We start from the raw sequence: 15399 nt of genomic DNA on the forward strand, positions 1-15399 counted from the left end.
TCCTTATCGTCGGCACACTCCCGCGCCAACTCATTTTCGCCCGCTCGCGGCAATCTGCGCGTATTTTGCGGTCTTAACTCGGATCGCATGCCGGTGTATCGATGGCCCGGCCGCGTGCTTTGTGGGATTCTGCGGCGCCCTCGAATCAAATCTTCCCGCCCGCCTCCCGACGAGACCTCCCGATGGACATGGACCTCAAAGACTTCATGGAGTTCGTGCAGACCACGGCGCGCAGCGTCGGGGCGGAAATCTCTTCGCCGTGGTTCTACCTGCAATTCGGTCTCATTCTGGTCGCGGCCGGCATCGCCTATGCCGCCGAGGCCGGCGTTCGCAACCGCGTCGACATGACCTCGCTGGCGATGCGCTGGCCGCTGCCGCTCCGGCATTTCGTCCGCGTGATGGTCGCTAGTGCCTCGACGGCAGTGTTCACCCTGCTCGTGATCGTCTCGCGCGTCGTGATGTACCACGCGACGTGGCCGAGCCGCAGCTATCTACTGATGGTCGCCGCCAAGCTGGGGCTGGCCTGGCTCGCGATCCGGCTCTTGACCTCGGTGCTGCGCAACGCCTCCATCGTCAAGCTGGTGTCGATCACGGCATGGTTCGTCGCAGCTCTGTCCATCACCGGCCAGCTCGATGCGACCGTCGATTTGCTCGACTCCTATGCGATCGTGCTCGGCGGCCTGCGGCTGACGCCGCTTTTGGTGATCAAGGCCGGCGCGCTTCTGCTGTTCGCGCTCTGGCTCACCAACATCGCCAGCAATTTCGCCGAGAGCCGGATCAACGCGACTACCGACCTGACGCCGTCGGTGCAGGTGCTGCTGGTCAAGATCATCCGGATCGGGCTGCTCGCCGTCGCCATCGTGATCGCGCTCGGCGCGGTCGGCATCGACCTCTCGGCGCTCGCGGTGTTCTCCGGCGCGGTCGGCGTCGGCATCGGTATCGGCCTGCAGAAGATCGTCGCCAACTTCATCTCGGGCATCATCCTGCTCGCCGACAAGTCGGTGAAGCCGGGCGACCTCGTCACCATCGGCGACAATACCGGGCGCATCAGCGCGATGAAGACGCGCTATATTTCCGTCGCCGCCGGGGACGGGCGCGAATTCCTGGTGCCGAACGAGGATCTGGTGACGCAGAAGGTCGTCAACTGGACCTATACCGACAAGAACACGCTGGTGAAGATCGCCTTCGGCACCAATTACGACGCCGACCCAAAGCTGGTCTGCAAGCTCGCCGCCGAGACCGCCGCGGCCCATCCCCGCGCGCAGAAGGGCAAGCCGCCGAACAGCATCCTGACCGAGTTCGCAGAAGCCGGGATGAAGTTCTCGCTGACCTTCTGGATCGCCGACCCAGACGGCATGGACAACGTCAAGAGCGACGTGATGCTGGCGCTGTGGGACGCTTTCAAGCGCGAGGGCATCCGGGTTCCCTATCCCGTCCGCGAAATCCGCATCCGTGGCGGCGCGCTGCCGGTCGAAACCACCGTAGAAGTCCCGAATTGAGCCTGCTTTCGTGCGTATGGCAGGCTTTGGCTTGCATGAAGCCCGGCGATCATTAAATTAGGACCCGAAATCAAGCCTTTCCGCCGACATCGAGATCAGCCCCGAGCCCGTAAAGACCGTATGATGAGCTACGTCGAAGCCTCCGATACCTCCCTGCGCAAGACCGGCCAGATCAAGCTGCATGGGCCGAGCGCCTTTGCCGGCATGCGCAAGGCGGGCGCGCTGGTGTCGAAGTGCCTCGATGAGCTCACCGACATCGTCAAGCCGGGCGTGCCGACCGAGCGCATCGACGAATTCGTCCGCGACTTCGCCTTCAGCCATGGCGCCTATCCGGCGACGCTGATGTACCGCGGCTATCGCTACTCGACCTGCACCTCGCTCAACCATGTGGTCTGCCACGGCATGCCCGGCGACCGCCCGCTCAAGGAAGGCGACATCGTCAACATCGACGTCACCTTTATCCTCGACGGCTGGTATGGCGATTCCAGCCGGATGTATGCGGTGGGTCCGATCGCGCGTAAGGCCGAACGGCTGATCGAGGTGACGTATGAAGCCATGATGCGCGGCATCGCGGCGGTGAAGCCCGGCGCCACCACCGGCGACATCGGCCACGCCATCCAGAGTTTTGTCGAGCCGCAAGGCATGAGCGTGGTGCGCGACTTCTGCGGCCACGGCCTCGGGCGCATGTTCCACGACGAGCCGAACATCATCCATATCGGCCGGCCCGGCGAAGGCGTGCAGCTCAAGCCCGGCATGTTCTTCACCATCGAGCCGATGATCAATCTCGGCAAGCCGCATGTGAAGATTCTGTCCGACGGCTGGACCGCCGTGACCCGCGACCGCTCGCTGTCGGCGCAGTTCGAGCACTCCGTCGGCGTCACCGCCACCGGCGTCGAGATCTTCACGCTGTCGGAGCGGCACGGCGAGAAGCAGGTCGGGTGAACTTGTAGCCACCGCTCCGTCGCGCCTATTGCCGGCGGCGGAACGACGACGGTGGTCGCTTATAAGTCGCCGCAAAAGCATCATTGAATCGGCGAACGCTGCCGAAGCCGGCCGTGAAGGCGATCTCCGCCAATGTCATCTCAGTTTGATCAATCAGGCGCTTGGCTTCCTGCACGCGCCGCGTCGCCGCAATCTCGCTCGGGCTCGCGCCGGCATGACGCATGAACAGGCGCAGCAGATGGCGCGGCCCGACGCCAAGGGCTTCCGCAAGGTCCGCCATCGATGCCCGATCGAGAAAGCCGTCATCGATCAGGCGCATCCCACGAGCAACGGTGGTGGCGGTTCCCATCCAGGCCGGAGAGCCCGGCGCTGTTTCAGGGCGACAACGCAGGCATGGGCGAAATCCGGCCCGCTCTGCGGCGGCAGCGGTTGCATAGAAGGTGACGTTCTCCGAGCGCGCCGGGCGAACCGGACAGACCGGCCGGCAGTAGATGCGCGTCGAGCGAACGCCTGAGAAGAACAGGCCGTCGAAAGCGCGGGCGCGGGCGAGGCGCGCTCGGTCGCAGGTTTCCCAGTCGAGATGCGGTGGCAGCGTTTGCCGATGCGCCGAGCCTGTCGCCATGTCGGAAGAATAATGTCCGTTCAGCCGGCCGAATAGCTGAAATCGGACTCGGTCGGACGATGAGGTCCGAATTCAGCCAGCCTGCGCCGTCGCTCCGGATCATGTTGCTGATCAATTCCGGAGCAAATCGCATGAGCACACAGGCACCACAGGCAAGGTCAGAGCAAACCATGGTAGCCCTGGAGATCGGGCTCCTGCTGCTCCTTTCGCTGATCTGGGGCAGCTCGTTCACGCTGATCAAGGTGGCGATCCCCACGATTCCGCCGTTCACGATGGTCGCCGCGCGTGTCGCGATCGCGGCAATTCTGCTTGCTCTCATCTCCGCGGCACAGGGACACTCACTGCCGCGACAGGGGCAGGTGTGGACTGCTTTCTTCGTGCAAGGGCTGCTGCAAAGCGCGCTGCCCTTCACCCTGATCAGTTGGGGTGAGATTCATATCGCGAGCGGTCTCGCGGGCGTGCTCAACGCCACGCCACCGATGTTCGTGCTCTTGATCGCAATGACGACCGAGCGTGGACGACGGATGATCAGAGGCCAGAAAATCCTTGGCGTCGGTCTCGGCTTGGCCGGCGTGGCCGTGACGATGGGCGTCGATGCGCTATCCGGGATCGGCACGGCGCCGGCGCTTGCCCAGCTGGCCGTGCTCGGCGCAAGCCTCTGCTACGCGCTCGCACCGATATGGGGCCAGCGGTTCTCGAAACTCCCCGCAATCGTCACGGCGGCCGGCGCCATGAGCTCAGCCGCAATCGTGATGCTTCCCGCGGCCGCCATCCTCGAGCAGCCATGGCGGCTCGCCCCCACGGCACAGGCGATCGCGGCGGTCCTCGGCCTTGCGATCGTCTGTACTGCCATCGCAATGGTGATCTATTTCCGGCTGATCCACACGCTCGGCCCGCTCGGCACGACCAGCGGGAGCTACTTGCGCGCGGGATTCGCGGTGGCACTCGGCATTGCTCTGCTTGGCGAGCGCTTTACCTGGTCGATTCTGGGCGGAATGGTGCTCATAGTAGTGGGAGTGGTGGCTGTCACGATGCCTCCGCCGAAGCGACACGTCGATACCGGGAAAGCCGGGCCACTAGAGCCGCGTCGCCGCAATTGACGGTTGCAAAAACGACGGTCCGCGGCAATGCTGGCGGCCGATGCCCGCCAAGACCGACCACGACAAGAGCAAGCCTGAGGACGCGCCGCACTATCTCGGCCATCGCGAACGGCTGCGCGAGCGCTTCTACAGCGCGGGGGCGGATGCGCTCAGCGACTACGAGCTCTTGGAGATGGCGCTGTTTCCGGCGCTGCCCAGGCGCGACACCAAGCCGCTCGCGAAAGCGCTGATCAAGACCTTTGGATCGTTCGCCGAGGTCGTACACGCGCCGGTGGCGCGGCTGCGTGAGGTCGAGGGCGTGGGCGAGGCCGCGATCAACCAGCTCAAGCTGATCGCGGCGGCAGCGCACCGCGTCGCCAAGGGCGAGGTGAACAGCCGGAACGCGCTGTCGTCGTGGAACGAGGTGATCGACTATTGCCGCACCAGCATGGCGTTTGCCGAGAAGGAGCAATTCCGCCTGCTGTTCCTCGACAAGCGCAACCAGCTGATCGCCGACGAGGTGCAGCAGACCGGCACCGTCGACCACACCCCGGTCTATCCGCGCGAGGTGATCAAGCGCGCGCTGGAATTATCCGCGACCGCGCTGATCCTGGTGCACAACCACCCCTCCGGCGATCCCTCGCCCTCGCAGGCCGACATCCAGATGACCAAGGCGATCATCGACATCGCCAAGCCGCTGGGGATTGCCGTGCACGACCACATCATCGTCGGTCGAAGCGGGCATGCGAGTTTGCGCGGGATGCGGCTGATATGACCCACGGCCGAATTCGCTTTTCGTGTTGTGTCGCTAGGAATTTGACACAGCGCCGACACCTTGAGTGAAGATGCATGCCGCGGCTGTCTCACCTGGATCAAGCCGTCGTCCCTGAGGCTAAGATCGTCAGCTATCTGTTGAGCGTCCGTCATTCCGGCGGGCGCGCGAAAGCCCGATTCCTTGAGGGCTTCGGGTTTAGTGCCAAGGATTGGCGCATACTGCGTGATGCCTTAATCGCCCACGCGACAGCAAACGATATCGCTGCATTGCATCAAACCCGGTTCGGCACGAGATACGAGATCGACGGCCCGCTGCCGACGCCAGACGGTCGCAACCCGGTCGTTCGCGTGGTATGGTTTGTGGAGTCGCAGGAGACCGCCCCGCGTCTGGTGACGTTAGTGCCGAGAAGGATCGCTACCCCATGATCGATGAACTGGACCTCGTCGTCTTGAAGCGCGATTTGCCCGCGGAGCGACTGACTGCCGGTGATGTTGGCACTGTTGTCTTGGTGCATCAGCAGGGTGCCGGCTATGAAATTGAGTTCACGACGCTGTCGGGTGACACCGTTGCGGTCGTGACCCTCGATGCGGCCGATGTGCGACCGGTCGAGCCACGCGAGATCGTTCACGCGCGCGCGGTGAGCTGACTGCGGGTGCTGGGCGAAGACTCGAATTCTCGTCGGCCGCCATCACGCCATGCAGAAAATCGGGCTCCCGATGAAATCTGTAGTGGCCCGAAGTGAACGGATGAAGCCCGATCAGAACCTTATGCTGCTGCTTCGTTTCATGCACAACCATCCCTCCGGCGATCCCTCGCCCTCGCAGGCCGACATCCAGATGACGAAAGCGATCATCGACATCACCAAGCCGCTCGGCATCGCCGTGCATGACCACATCATCGTCGGCCGAAGCGGGCATGCGAGTTTGAAGGGGATGCGGCTGATCTAAACATCTCCAACAAAGCGAAAACAGACAATGAGCGACTGGCTGCATAATTTGCCGGTGCCCGGGATGGCGCTGGTGATCTTTGGCTTCACGTACCTGCTCGCGGCGGTGGTCTTCGCGGCCGTTGCCGTGCTCGCGACGGGCGAGCGCGCAAAATCGCTCAAGATGATCTCGCCGGGCATGCTGCCGGTGCTCGGCATCATCTTCGGCCTGTTCGTTGCCTTCACCGCGGCGCAGGTCTGGGGTGACAGCGACCGCGCCGGCGCCGCCGTGAGCCGCGAGGCGAGCGCGCTACGCAGCGCCGTGCTGCTGGCTGCCGCCTGAGCAGGAGACCCGGTTGCGTGGGCTCGTCCGTGACTATGTCGGGCAGGCAGTGGCGGAGGAATGGCCGATGATGGCGCATCGGGAGGTGACGCTGAAGGCGACGCCGCCGGCGCTCGCCGAGGCGTTGCATCTCGTCGTCGCAATGAACCCGCAAGGGCCGGGCCAGGAAAGTGTTCAGCGCGAGATCATCGTCACGCTGGAGCAGGCGCTGGATGCGCGACGGCAGCGGATCATCGTCAGCCTAGCGGCGGTGAACTCGGTCAAATGGTGGTGCCTGTACCTTCAGGCGGTCTGCGCCCTGGCGGTCATCGGCCTCGTTCATTGCGACAATCGCCTGGCGTCGGCCATCGCAATGGGCCTGTTCGCGACCGGCGTCGCCACCTCGGTTCTCCTGATCGCCGCGCACGACCGGCCGTTTACGGGCCAGATATCCGTCTCTCCGGAGCCGCTGCGCCAGATCATGCCGGAGGAAGCAGCGCGACGAACGTGACCGCTACGTAGGCGCGGCCACATCTGACATACACGCGGCGGCGCCATCGAGATAGCGCCGGCGCCGGTCAGTGATGGCTCAGTAGCAATATCGCGGATTGACCCGGACGTAATAGCCATCCGGACGCTGCATGTAGCAGCCCTGCTGATAGGCATAATAGCCGGAGCGGCGGCGATCGCCTTCGGAGGCGATTGCGGCACCGGTGCCGGCACCGACGACGGCGCCGATCGCGGCCCCGCGGCCGCCACCGAGCGCACCACCCACAATGGCCCCACCGACACCACCGATGATGGCGCCGCCGATGGCGTCCTGCGCCACGGCGTCATGAACCGGCATCGCTATGGCGACGCTCAGGCACGCTGCAATTCCAAGACCTCGTCCAAGACATCGAAGCATCCCAAGCCCTCCCTTATGGTGGCGTACGTCATAGCGCCGGAGGCGGATTCGGGCCAGAACAATCGCGGGACGGCGCGGATTGACCTGCTTCACGCGATGGCGCCGCAGCCCCTGATCGAGGACAGCCAGTCCGCGTGCAACGCACACACCAACCAATATCATGTCAGGGATCGACCCATCGCTGCACGGCTTCGGCGGTGTCGGCCGGCGTGGTGTTGAAGCAGATCGCGGCGTTCGGTGCCAGCCGATGCACGAGGTTGAGCACCTTCTCGAACAACAGCAGGCGCTCCTTCGGCTCGCGCAGGCCCGCGCCGATCACGATGCAGTCGAAGCTCTCGTCGCGCAATGCTGCTGTCACGCCAGCTTCCGCAGTCGCGTCGAGATCGATCAGGCAGCTCGTGACCTCATAACCGAGATCGCGCAGGCGCAGCAGTTGCGCCTCGATATAGCCGCGCACGTGCTCCGGCGTGATCTGCGGGAATGCGCTGTAATCCGCGTTGCCGGGTTCGATGCCGATCGCGAGGACGCGCCTGGCCATGCAGCTCTCCTTGCCAAACAACCTCCATAGCTAACGGATGGCTGGCCTTGCCGGTTCCCGGACATTGGCAGCTGCCCCGCTGATTTCCCGCCGAGCGTGTAAGCCATTTCACATGCGCCGGGCCGGCGCCCTGCCACATTCAAGAGGTCACGCTGGAGTCACGCCGTGATGACGGCACATGGCTCACACCTGATTTGCACGAAGACCCGATATTTCATCAATTTACGGGAGGCAGGAAATGGTGTCTTTCGACAGCCTGAAAAGCGAATATGAGCGAAACTGGGCCAATCTCGAAATCCGGCCTGGACGCCTCGAGGACGCGAACGCGGTGGCCCGCAAGGCTATCAAGGGCAAGGCGACCTATCAGCAGGTCGAGCGGCTGACCGACGTGCCCTGGCATTTCATCGCGCTCTGCCACTATCGCGAATCCAACTTCGATTTCGACACCTATCTCGGCAACGGCGAGTCGCTGCACCGCGTGACGACCATCGTTCCGAAAGGCCGCGGCCCGTTTGCGTCGTTCGTGGATGGCGCCGTGGACGCACTGAGGATCGAAAACTACGTCGGCGCGAAAGACTGGGGCGTCGCGCGAACCCTGTTCCGGCTCGAGGGCTTCAACGGCTTCGGCTATCACGCCAAGGGCTGCAACTCGCCCTATCTCTACGGCGGCTCGACGCTGTACGGCCCGCCCGAGGCGAGGGCCGGCAAATTCGTCCGCGATCATGTGTTCGACCCGAGCCACGTCGATTCCCAACTCGGAACGGCGGTGATCCTGCACGCGATGATGTCACTCGATTCCTCGATCAAACTGGACGGCAGCCCGCAGATCGCGGGCCGCGCCGAACCCGAGGACGATGTGGCACCGACGGTTGTTCTGATGCAGCAGGCGCTCAACAGGCTCGGCGCCAATCCGCCGCTGGCCGAGGACGGCATCTGCGGGCCGAAGACCAAGGCCGCAGTCTCGCAGTTCCAGCAGCAGAACGGCCTCAGGGATACCGGACTTCTCGACGGTGCCACGATGGCCGCCCTCACGCGCGGCACGCAGGCGGGCCCCATCGGGCAAGCCGGCGATCTGTCCCAGATCCTGAAGCGGGTGGAGGATCTTGCGCAATTGCTGCGGCCCTCCGCCGGAGGCGTAACGTCAGCCGGTGCGATCCCGGGAGGCGTGACATCGGGAGGCATCCTACCGGCTGCCAACGATCCAATCGGCTTGCTGGAACGGCTGTTCGGTCTCATCAACAAGACGGCGCCAATGCCTGGGACGGTCACGCCGACCAGCGCCGCTCCCGTCGACCAGTTGAAGCAGGTGGTCGACCTGCTCGGCGCTGTCCTCAACAAGGACGGCAAGCCCGTGCTCGGCCAGGTCAACGGCGCGCTCGGCGAGACCATCGGCAAGCTCCTTGACGGCAAGAAGACGGCGCTCGGGATCGGCGGCTCGCTGATCACCGCGCTGCTCTCGGCGGTGACGGCGAGCCCGAACGCAGGCGGACTTGCCGGGCTGTTCGGAACGATTGTGTCGGCGGTGCCGGGCCTTGGCCAGTTCGCGATGCCGATCTCCCTGGCACTCGCGGCCTGGGGCGTGCTCGGCAAGCTGGAGAAATGGGCGCAAGGCACCGCGCCGCCGCCCAAGATGACGACGTAACCTGCCGCCATCCTTCGAGACGCCCGCCTACGGCGGGCCCTCAGGACGAGGTCGCGTTTCGCGGGCGAGATATCAGATCCTCATGGTGAGGAGCCCGCCAAAGCGGGCGTCTCGAACCAATGCAGGCCGAGCACGTGCGCGGCGGCTACTGGCGCAGCATGATCAGGGGATCGGCGGTGTCGGGAATGCGCCGCCATTGCGCGTTGTCGTCGGCCTCGAACTGCCAGGCCTCGCCGGCTTTCGACATCAGGATGATCTGGCCGCGTTCGAGCCGCCATTGCGTCGGGTTGAACTGCGCGATGGTCGCGTCGCATTTCGGCTTGAGGAACACCTGGAAATTATCCGGCCCCGCCTCGGTGTTGGTCAGCGTCAACCCGCAGACCGGCTGGCCGTTGCCGCGCACGATCGACCAGTCGCCGATCATCTGGTCCATCGACTTGGCCATCGAGCGGGCCGCGGCGAGGTCCTGCAGGATGTAGACGCCCTCGCCCTGACGCAGGCCTTCGAAAATGCCGGCCTCGACCTCGGTGAAGTCGATCACGGCTTCACCGGTCGCATCCTGCAAGCGAACGATGTCGAGACCCCTGACGCTCCAGGCAACGATGGCCTTGGTGAAAGGCAGCGCGGTCTTGCAGGCCGGCTCCAGCTCCAGCTTGAAGCCCTGACCCGCAGCGTCGGCCTTGAGCGTGACGACGCAGGTCTTGCTGCGCTCGGTGGTCGAGAGCTCCCATTGTCCTGGCATCTGCTTCTTCAGCGTCGTCGTATCCTGCGCCTGCGCAATACTGATCTGAGCAAGGCTGATCGCGGCAACACATGCCGCGATCGCCAACGCGAAGATCCGACGAGCGGCCATCAGCGCCCCTTCACCGGCGTTTCCGCAACCGGCGTCAACGGTGCCTTGCCGGCGAACCAGGCCTTGAGGTTGTCGACGACGAGCTGATCCATCGCGTTGCGCGTCACCACCGACGCCGAGCCGATATGCGGCAGCAGCACGACGTTCTGCATGGTCTTGAGCTCGTCCGGCACGTTGGGCTCGGCCGCGAACACGTCGAGGCCGGCGGCGAGGATGGTACCGGACTTGAGCGCCTGGACCAGCGCCGGTTCGTCGACCACGGAGCCGCGCGCCACGTTGACCAGCACGCCGCGCGGGCCGAGCGCCTTCAGCACCTCGGCATTGATCATCTTTTCGGTCGCGGCGCCGCCGGGCACGATCACCATCAGCGTATCCACCGCCTTCGCCATCTCGATCAGGTCGGGATAGTGCTTGTAGGAGACGTCCTTGGACGGATTGCGGGAGTGATAGACCACCGGCACCAGCGACGCATCGAGCCGGCGCGCGATAGCCTGGCCGATCCGTCCCATGCCGACGATGCCGACCTTACGGTCGCGCAACGAGCCGACGCTGAGCGGATAGTTCTGCGTCTGCCAGAGGCCGGAGCGCACGTAACGGTCGGCCTTGATGAATTCGCGCAAGGTCGCCAGCAGAAGACCCATCGCGACGTCGGCGACCTCCTCGGTCAGCACGTCGGGCGTATTGGTGACGATGACGTCATGCTCGCTGGCATATTTGGCATCGACGTGGTCGTAGCCGACGCCAAAGCTCGCGACGATCTCGAGCTTCGGCAGTTGCGACAGCGAATTCTTGTCGGCGCGCACCGTGTGATAGGTCACCGCCATGCCGCGGATTTTTTCGCGGATCGCCGGTGTCAGCCGCTCGAGATCGCCTCGCGTCTCCGCCTTGTGCACGACGAAATGATCGGAAAAACCGTTGTCGAGGATCGGCCGCACCGGCCCATAAATCAGAAGGTCGATCTTTTCGGACGAAATCGAACCGGCGGTCATCAGTTTTCCTTTCCAAGCGCGCTCTCATGCCAGCGCCGTAAAACGAGGTGCGAAACTAGCGCCAGCAGCCCATAGATGACAATCCCGGCCAGCGACAACAGCAGCAGCGCCGCGAACATGCGGGGTATGTTCAATCGATAGCCGGATTCGGCGATCCGGTAGGCGAGCCCGGACCCCGCTCCGGCGGTGCCTGCCGCGATCTCGGCCACGACCGCACCGATCAGCGACAGCCCGCCGGCAATCCGCAGCCCGCCGAGAATATAGGGCAGCGCCGCCGGCAGCTTCAGGTATCGCAAGGTCTGTGGCGGCGAGGCACCGTAGAGCTGGAACAGGCCGGCGAGATTGCGATCGACCGAATTGAGCCCGAGCGTGGTGTTGGACAGCACCGGAAAAAAGGCGACGATGAAGGCGCAGACGACGACAGCGGTCTGCTGCTCCAGATAGATCAGCAGCAGCGGCGCGATCGCGATCACGGGCGTGACCTGGAGAATGACGGCATAGGGGAACAGCGAATATTCCACCCATTTCGACTGGTTGAACAGAAGCGCCAGGGCGATGCCGCCGACGCTGGCCGCCACAAAACCTTCAAGCGTGGTCAAGAGCGTGGCCGCGAGCGATTGTGACAGCACGGCCCAGTCGTTGATCAGCGTCAGGAAGATGGCCGAGGGCGCCGGGAGCACGTAAGGCGGGATCTCCTTGACGCGGACCACCAGTTCCCAGGCGACGAGGCCGGCCGCGAACACGACGACGGGAAGCGCGAAACGCACGGCACGTTGCGCCCCTGATGGCCTGGCGGCGATGACAGGCTGCCCGCTCATAGCACCGACTGCCCCGAATAGGACGGCGCCAGCGCGGCCGATACCCTGCGGCAATAGTCGGCATAAGCGACCGAGGTGCGAAATTCCTCGCCGCGCGGCTCGACCGTCTCGATCCGGACGTCCGCCTGGATGCGGCCGGGCCGCGCCGTCATGACTACGACGCGCTGCGACAGGTAGACCGATTCGAACACCGAATGGGTGACGAAGATGATGGTCTTGCCCAGGCCCCGCCACAGCGCGAGCAGGTCGTTGTTGAGGCGAAAGCGCGTGATCTCGTCGAGCGCCGCGAACGGCTCATCCATCAGGAGGATATCGGGATCGGTGACGAGCGCACGCGCCAGCGACACCCGCATCTTCATGCCGCCGGAGAGTTCGCGCGGAAAGGCATCGGCGAAATCGGCGAGGCCGACGCTGGCCAGCGCTTCGTCGGCACGCGCGCGAGCCTCGGCCTTCGGCACGCCCGCAAGCTTCAGCGGCAGCCGCACGTTTTCGCGCGCGCTGGTCCACGGCATCAGCGTCGGCTCCTGGAACACGAAGCCGATCCCATGACCCGGCTGCACCTCGCCCTCATGGCGCGACACCCGCACCGTGCCCGACGACGGCGCGGTGAGCCCTGCGATGATGCGCAGCGCCGTCGACTTGCCGCAGCCGGACGGGCCCAGCAGCGAGATGAACTCGCCCTTGCGCACGGCGAGATCGAGCGGCCCGAGCGCCATGACGCCGTTGTCGTAGGCCTTGGTCACGCCGCGCAAGCTGGCGGCGAGGGCCGTCAGGCTAGCCTCGACCCCGGTCGAGATTTTGCTCTCTATCATCGAGCGCTGGATGTGAGTTGTTGAGCCGAGCTGCCTCTCTCTCCCCATCGGGGAGAGGTCGCGCCGAAGGCGCGGGTGAGGGGGCTCAGGTCCCACGAGCGAGCGTAGCCCCTCACCCGGATCGCATCTAGCGATGCGATCCGACCTCTCCCTTCGGGAGAGGTGAACGATACGGCCACACCTTCGGCGCAAATCGACATCGGTTACGGCTTGCTCGGGCGCAGCTCGACGCCGACGCCCTTGTTGACGAAGCGCAGCGTATAGGACTTGCGGAAATCGAGATCGCGCTTGACGACACCGGCCCTCACCATCTTGTCGAAGAACGAGGTGTAGCGCTCGTCGCTCATCGCGCCGATGCCGTTCTTCAGGCTGTCGCCGGAATCCACGATGCCGTATTCCTTCATCTTGGCGACGGAATAGGCCAACAGATCGTCGGTCATTTCCGGATTGAGCTTCTTGATCATGGCATTGCCGGCGGAGTTGTCGCGGTAGATGTAGTTGTACCAGCCGATCATGGAGGCATCGACGAAACGCTGCACCAGATCCGGCTTCTTCTCCACAATTTCGCGGCGGGTCTCGATCAGGGTCGAATAGGTGTTGAAGCCGTAATCGGCGAGCAGCAGCACGTTCGGCTTGAAGCCGGCGGCCTTCTCGACCGCGAAAGGCTCGGACGTCACATAGCCCTGCATCGCGCTCTTGGGATTGGCGATGAAGGGCTGCGGATTGAAATTGTAGGGCCGTACGTTCTTCTCGCTGAACCCGTATTCGGACTTCAGCCACTGGAAATAGCTGGTCATGCCCTCCTTGGAGACGAACAGCGTCAGCGGCTTGAGGTCCTCGATCTTGCTGACCTTCGCATCCGGCTGCGTCAGTATCACCTGCGGATCCTTCTGGAAGATCGCGGCGATCGTCACGACCGGGACGTTGTTGGCGACCGCATCAAACGACATCAGCGTGTTCGCGGCCATGAAGAAATCGATCTTGCCGGCGATCAGCAGCATCCGGTTGTTCTCGTTCGGCCCGCCGGGGACGATGGTGACGTCGAGCCCGTAGCGCTTGTAGGTGCCGTCGGCGACCGCCTGGAAGAAGCCGCCATGCTCGGCCTCGGCGACCCAGTTGGTGCCGAACATGACCTTGTCCAGGGTCTCGGCGCGCGCCGGGACGCTCCAGACGAAGGCGGCCATCAGGCCCGCCGTTAACGCTCGCCGCAGATGAGAGGGGCTCATGATTGCACTCCGTCGATCGCTTCTGGCCCAATCGCTTGTAGCCCATGTGAAAGCAACGCGATAAAACCGCAAGAAAGTTCGGGGACGCAGCCGGCCAGGCCCATCCCCTCGGGTAGCCAAACTACGTGACAAATTCGGGCAAAGAAACCTCCAAGGAAAACTTGATGACGCCGTCCCGCGACTGGGCCGAGATCCGCTGGGCCGACGCCGACATTACGGATGTGTCGCGTTGGATCGCGGTGCTGCCGCTGGCCGCGACCGAGCAGCATGGCCCGCATCTGCCGCTCGAGACCGACGTGCTGATCGCCGACGCCTATCTCGCGCGCGTGCGCGAGCTTCTGCCCGAAACTGTTCCAGCCGTTTTCCTTTCCGTTGAACCGGTCGGGATTTCCACCGAGCATATCGACTATCCCGGCACGCAGACGCTAGCGACTGACGTGGCGCTGAAGAAATGGACCGGCATCGGCGAGGACATCGCGCGGCGCGGCGTGAAAAAGCTCGTCATCATCACCAGCCATGGCGGCAACAGCGCGGCAATGATGCTGGTCGCGCAGGATCTGCGTGCACATCACAAGCTGTTCGTCGTGACCACATCGTGGTCGCGCCTGTCGGGCGCGGACCAATTGTTCCCGGCCGAGGAAGTACGTCACGGCATCCATGGCGGCGCGGTCGAGACTTCGATCATGCTGGCGCGCCATCCCGATCAGGTGCGCATGGATGCGATCGCGGATTTTTCCGCGAGCAGCGTCGCGATGGAGAAGCAGTATCGCTGGCTGTCGACGCAGCGGCCCGCGCCGTTCGCGTGGCAGGCGCAGGATCTCAACCCGAGCGGCGCGGTCGGCAATGCGACGCTGGCTCTGCCCGAGAAGGGCGAGCGGCTGGTCGATCAGGGCGCCCGCGCATTCTGCGAGCTGCTTGCCGAGGTCGATAACTTCGACGTGAACAGGCTCGCCAAGGGCCCCCTCGGCTAACTCGCATCCTTCTGGAATCGCTCAGGAAAGCACCGGACTCCGGAGCTACCTGGAGCGCATTCGAACCGGATGCGGGGAGCCTCCGTCCAACTGGGCACGCGGACCACAACGGACCGCCTCAACCCGGATGGAGTTTCAAATGTCGATCAAGACCAAGATTGCCGCCGTTGCTCTCGCCGCGCTCACGCTGACCGGCAGTGTCGTGGCCACCACCTCGCAGGCCGAAGCCAAGCCGCTCGGCTTGGGCTGGGGTGTGGGCGCCGGCATCGCCACCGCCGCCATCGTCGGCACCGCGATCGCCGCCAGCAACGATCCCTATTACGGCTATCACCGCTGCGGCTGGGTCGCCCAGTACAACGCCTTCGGCCAGTACATTGGCCGCGTTCGTAGCTGCTACTGATTTGAGTACCTGAGGCCGATCTCACGTGGATCCTGCGTCCGACACGGGCGCCTCATCCACCCCGTGTCGTGCCCCCGAC

Annotated in this window: 19 protein-coding genes and 1 pseudogene; 12 read left to right on the forward strand and 8 right to left on the reverse strand. The window is 64.3% G+C overall.

The window, feature by feature from the left end:
• Nucleotides 1–182: 182 nt before the first annotated feature.
• Nucleotides 183–1499: a mechanosensitive ion channel domain-containing protein gene (locus GWG65_RS33730; RefSeq protein ID WP_275199802.1), complete on the forward strand. Its 1317-nt coding sequence runs from the start codon at nt 183–185 to the stop codon at nt 1497–1499.
• A gap of 123 nt (nt 1500–1622) precedes the next feature.
• Nucleotides 1623–2441, forward strand: a complete 819-nt coding sequence (gene map, locus GWG65_RS33735) for a type I methionyl aminopeptidase (protein WP_275199803.1) — start codon at nt 1623–1625, stop codon at nt 2439–2441.
• A gap of 25 nt (nt 2442–2466) precedes the next feature.
• Here map and GWG65_RS33740 read toward each other — a convergent pair whose 3' ends face one another.
• On the reverse strand, nt 2467–3063 hold the full coding sequence (locus tag GWG65_RS33740) for an Ada metal-binding domain-containing protein (RefSeq protein WP_275199804.1): 597 nt from the start codon (nt 3061–3063) through the stop codon (nt 2467–2469).
• Between the two features lie 101 nt (nt 3064–3164).
• On the opposite strand from GWG65_RS33740, the gene GWG65_RS33745 reads away from it, so the two are divergent.
• The 7 genes and pseudogenes from GWG65_RS33745 (at nt 3165) to GWG65_RS33775 (ending at nt 6675) form a co-directional block, all read left to right on the forward strand.
• On the forward strand, nt 3165–4163 hold the full coding sequence (locus GWG65_RS33745; RefSeq protein WP_275199805.1) for an EamA family transporter: 999 nt from the start codon (nt 3165–3167) through the stop codon (nt 4161–4163).
• Nucleotides 4164–4203: 40 nt separating this feature from the next.
• Nucleotides 4204–4917, forward strand: coding sequence for a DNA repair protein RadC (gene radC / locus GWG65_RS33750; RefSeq protein WP_275199806.1), 714 nt, complete (start codon nt 4204–4206; stop codon nt 4915–4917).
• A 74-nt stretch (nt 4918–4991) separates the two neighbouring features.
• Nucleotides 4992–5342, forward strand: a complete 351-nt coding sequence (locus GWG65_RS33755) for a DUF6883 domain-containing protein (RefSeq protein WP_275199807.1) — start codon at nt 4992–4994, stop codon at nt 5340–5342.
• Nucleotides 5339–5563 (forward strand): DUF4926 domain-containing protein, encoded by a 225-nt coding sequence (locus GWG65_RS33760; RefSeq protein WP_275199808.1) that lies wholly within the window; start codon nt 5339–5341, stop codon nt 5561–5563. Before GWG65_RS33755 ends, GWG65_RS33760 begins: the two co-directional genes overlap by 4 nt.
• 139 nt (nt 5564–5702) lie before the next feature.
• Nucleotides 5703–5864: pseudogene (locus GWG65_RS33765) on the forward strand (JAB domain-containing protein); the annotation flags it as partial.
• Between the two features lie 27 nt (nt 5865–5891).
• Nucleotides 5892–6185: a hypothetical protein gene (locus GWG65_RS33770; protein WP_275199809.1), complete on the forward strand. Its 294-nt coding sequence runs from the start codon at nt 5892–5894 to the stop codon at nt 6183–6185.
• A gap of 13 nt (nt 6186–6198) precedes the next feature.
• The gene (locus GWG65_RS33775) at nt 6199–6675 is read left to right on the forward strand and encodes a DUF4239 domain-containing protein (RefSeq protein ID WP_275199810.1); all 477 of its coding nucleotides are present in this window, start codon (nt 6199–6201) and stop codon (nt 6673–6675) included.
• A gap of 78 nt (nt 6676–6753) precedes the next feature.
• On the opposite strand, the gene GWG65_RS33780 is transcribed toward GWG65_RS33775, so the two are convergent.
• The gene (locus GWG65_RS33780) at nt 6754–7071 is read right to left on the reverse strand and encodes a glycine zipper domain-containing protein (RefSeq protein ID WP_275199811.1); all 318 of its coding nucleotides are present in this window, start codon (nt 7069–7071) and stop codon (nt 6754–6756) included.
• 163 nt (nt 7072–7234) lie between these two features.
• A complete protein-coding gene (locus tag GWG65_RS33785; RefSeq protein ID WP_275199812.1) occupies nt 7235–7609 on the reverse strand; it encodes a hypothetical protein in 375 nt (124 codons plus the stop codon).
• 238 nt (nt 7610–7847) lie between these two features.
• Here GWG65_RS33785 and GWG65_RS33790 point away from each other — a divergent pair, with 238 nt between their 5' ends.
• Nucleotides 7848–9251, forward strand: a complete 1404-nt coding sequence (locus tag GWG65_RS33790; RefSeq protein WP_275199813.1) for a peptidoglycan-binding protein — start codon at nt 7848–7850, stop codon at nt 9249–9251.
• A gap of 145 nt (nt 9252–9396) precedes the next feature.
• Here the strand turns inward: GWG65_RS33790 and GWG65_RS33795 are convergent, their stop codons facing one another.
• From GWG65_RS33795 to GWG65_RS33815, 5 genes are all read right to left on the reverse strand, one after another.
• A complete protein-coding gene (locus tag GWG65_RS33795; RefSeq protein ID WP_275199814.1) occupies nt 9397–10104 on the reverse strand; it encodes a protease inhibitor Inh/omp19 family protein in 708 nt (235 codons plus the stop codon).
• Nucleotides 10104–11093 carry a 2-hydroxyacid dehydrogenase gene (locus GWG65_RS33800; protein ID WP_275199815.1) on the reverse strand — a complete coding sequence of 330 codons (990 nt, stop codon included), beginning with the start codon at nt 11091–11093 and terminating at the stop codon, nt 10104–10106. The genes GWG65_RS33795 and GWG65_RS33800 overlap by 1 nt, the downstream gene beginning before the upstream one ends.
• Nucleotides 11093–11911 carry an ABC transporter permease gene (locus tag GWG65_RS33805; RefSeq protein WP_275199816.1) on the reverse strand — a complete coding sequence of 273 codons (819 nt, stop codon included), beginning with the start codon at nt 11909–11911 and terminating at the stop codon, nt 11093–11095. Before GWG65_RS33805 ends, GWG65_RS33800 begins: the two co-directional genes overlap by 1 nt.
• Entirely contained in the window at nt 11908–12723 is an 816-nt protein-coding gene (locus GWG65_RS33810; protein ID WP_275199817.1) for an ABC transporter ATP-binding protein, read from the reverse strand. Before GWG65_RS33810 ends, GWG65_RS33805 begins: the two co-directional genes overlap by 4 nt.
• A gap of 203 nt (nt 12724–12926) precedes the next feature.
• The gene (locus GWG65_RS33815; RefSeq protein WP_275199818.1) at nt 12927–13949 is read right to left on the reverse strand and encodes an ABC transporter substrate-binding protein; all 1023 of its coding nucleotides are present in this window, start codon (nt 13947–13949) and stop codon (nt 12927–12929) included.
• Nucleotides 13950–14113: 164 nt separating this feature from the next.
• Between GWG65_RS33815 and GWG65_RS33820 the strand changes: the two genes are divergently transcribed.
• A complete protein-coding gene (locus GWG65_RS33820) occupies nt 14114–14920 on the forward strand; it encodes a creatininase family protein (protein WP_275199819.1) in 807 nt (268 codons plus the stop codon).
• A gap of 139 nt (nt 14921–15059) precedes the next feature.
• Entirely contained in the window at nt 15060–15320 is a 261-nt protein-coding gene (locus GWG65_RS33825) for a hypothetical protein (protein ID WP_187435821.1), read from the forward strand.
• Nucleotides 15321–15399 lie beyond the last annotated feature (79 nt).

The sequence above is a fragment of the Bradyrhizobium sp. CSA207 genome (genome assembly GCF_029051685.1).
Lineage (GTDB): Bacteria > Pseudomonadota > Alphaproteobacteria > Rhizobiales > Xanthobacteraceae > Bradyrhizobium.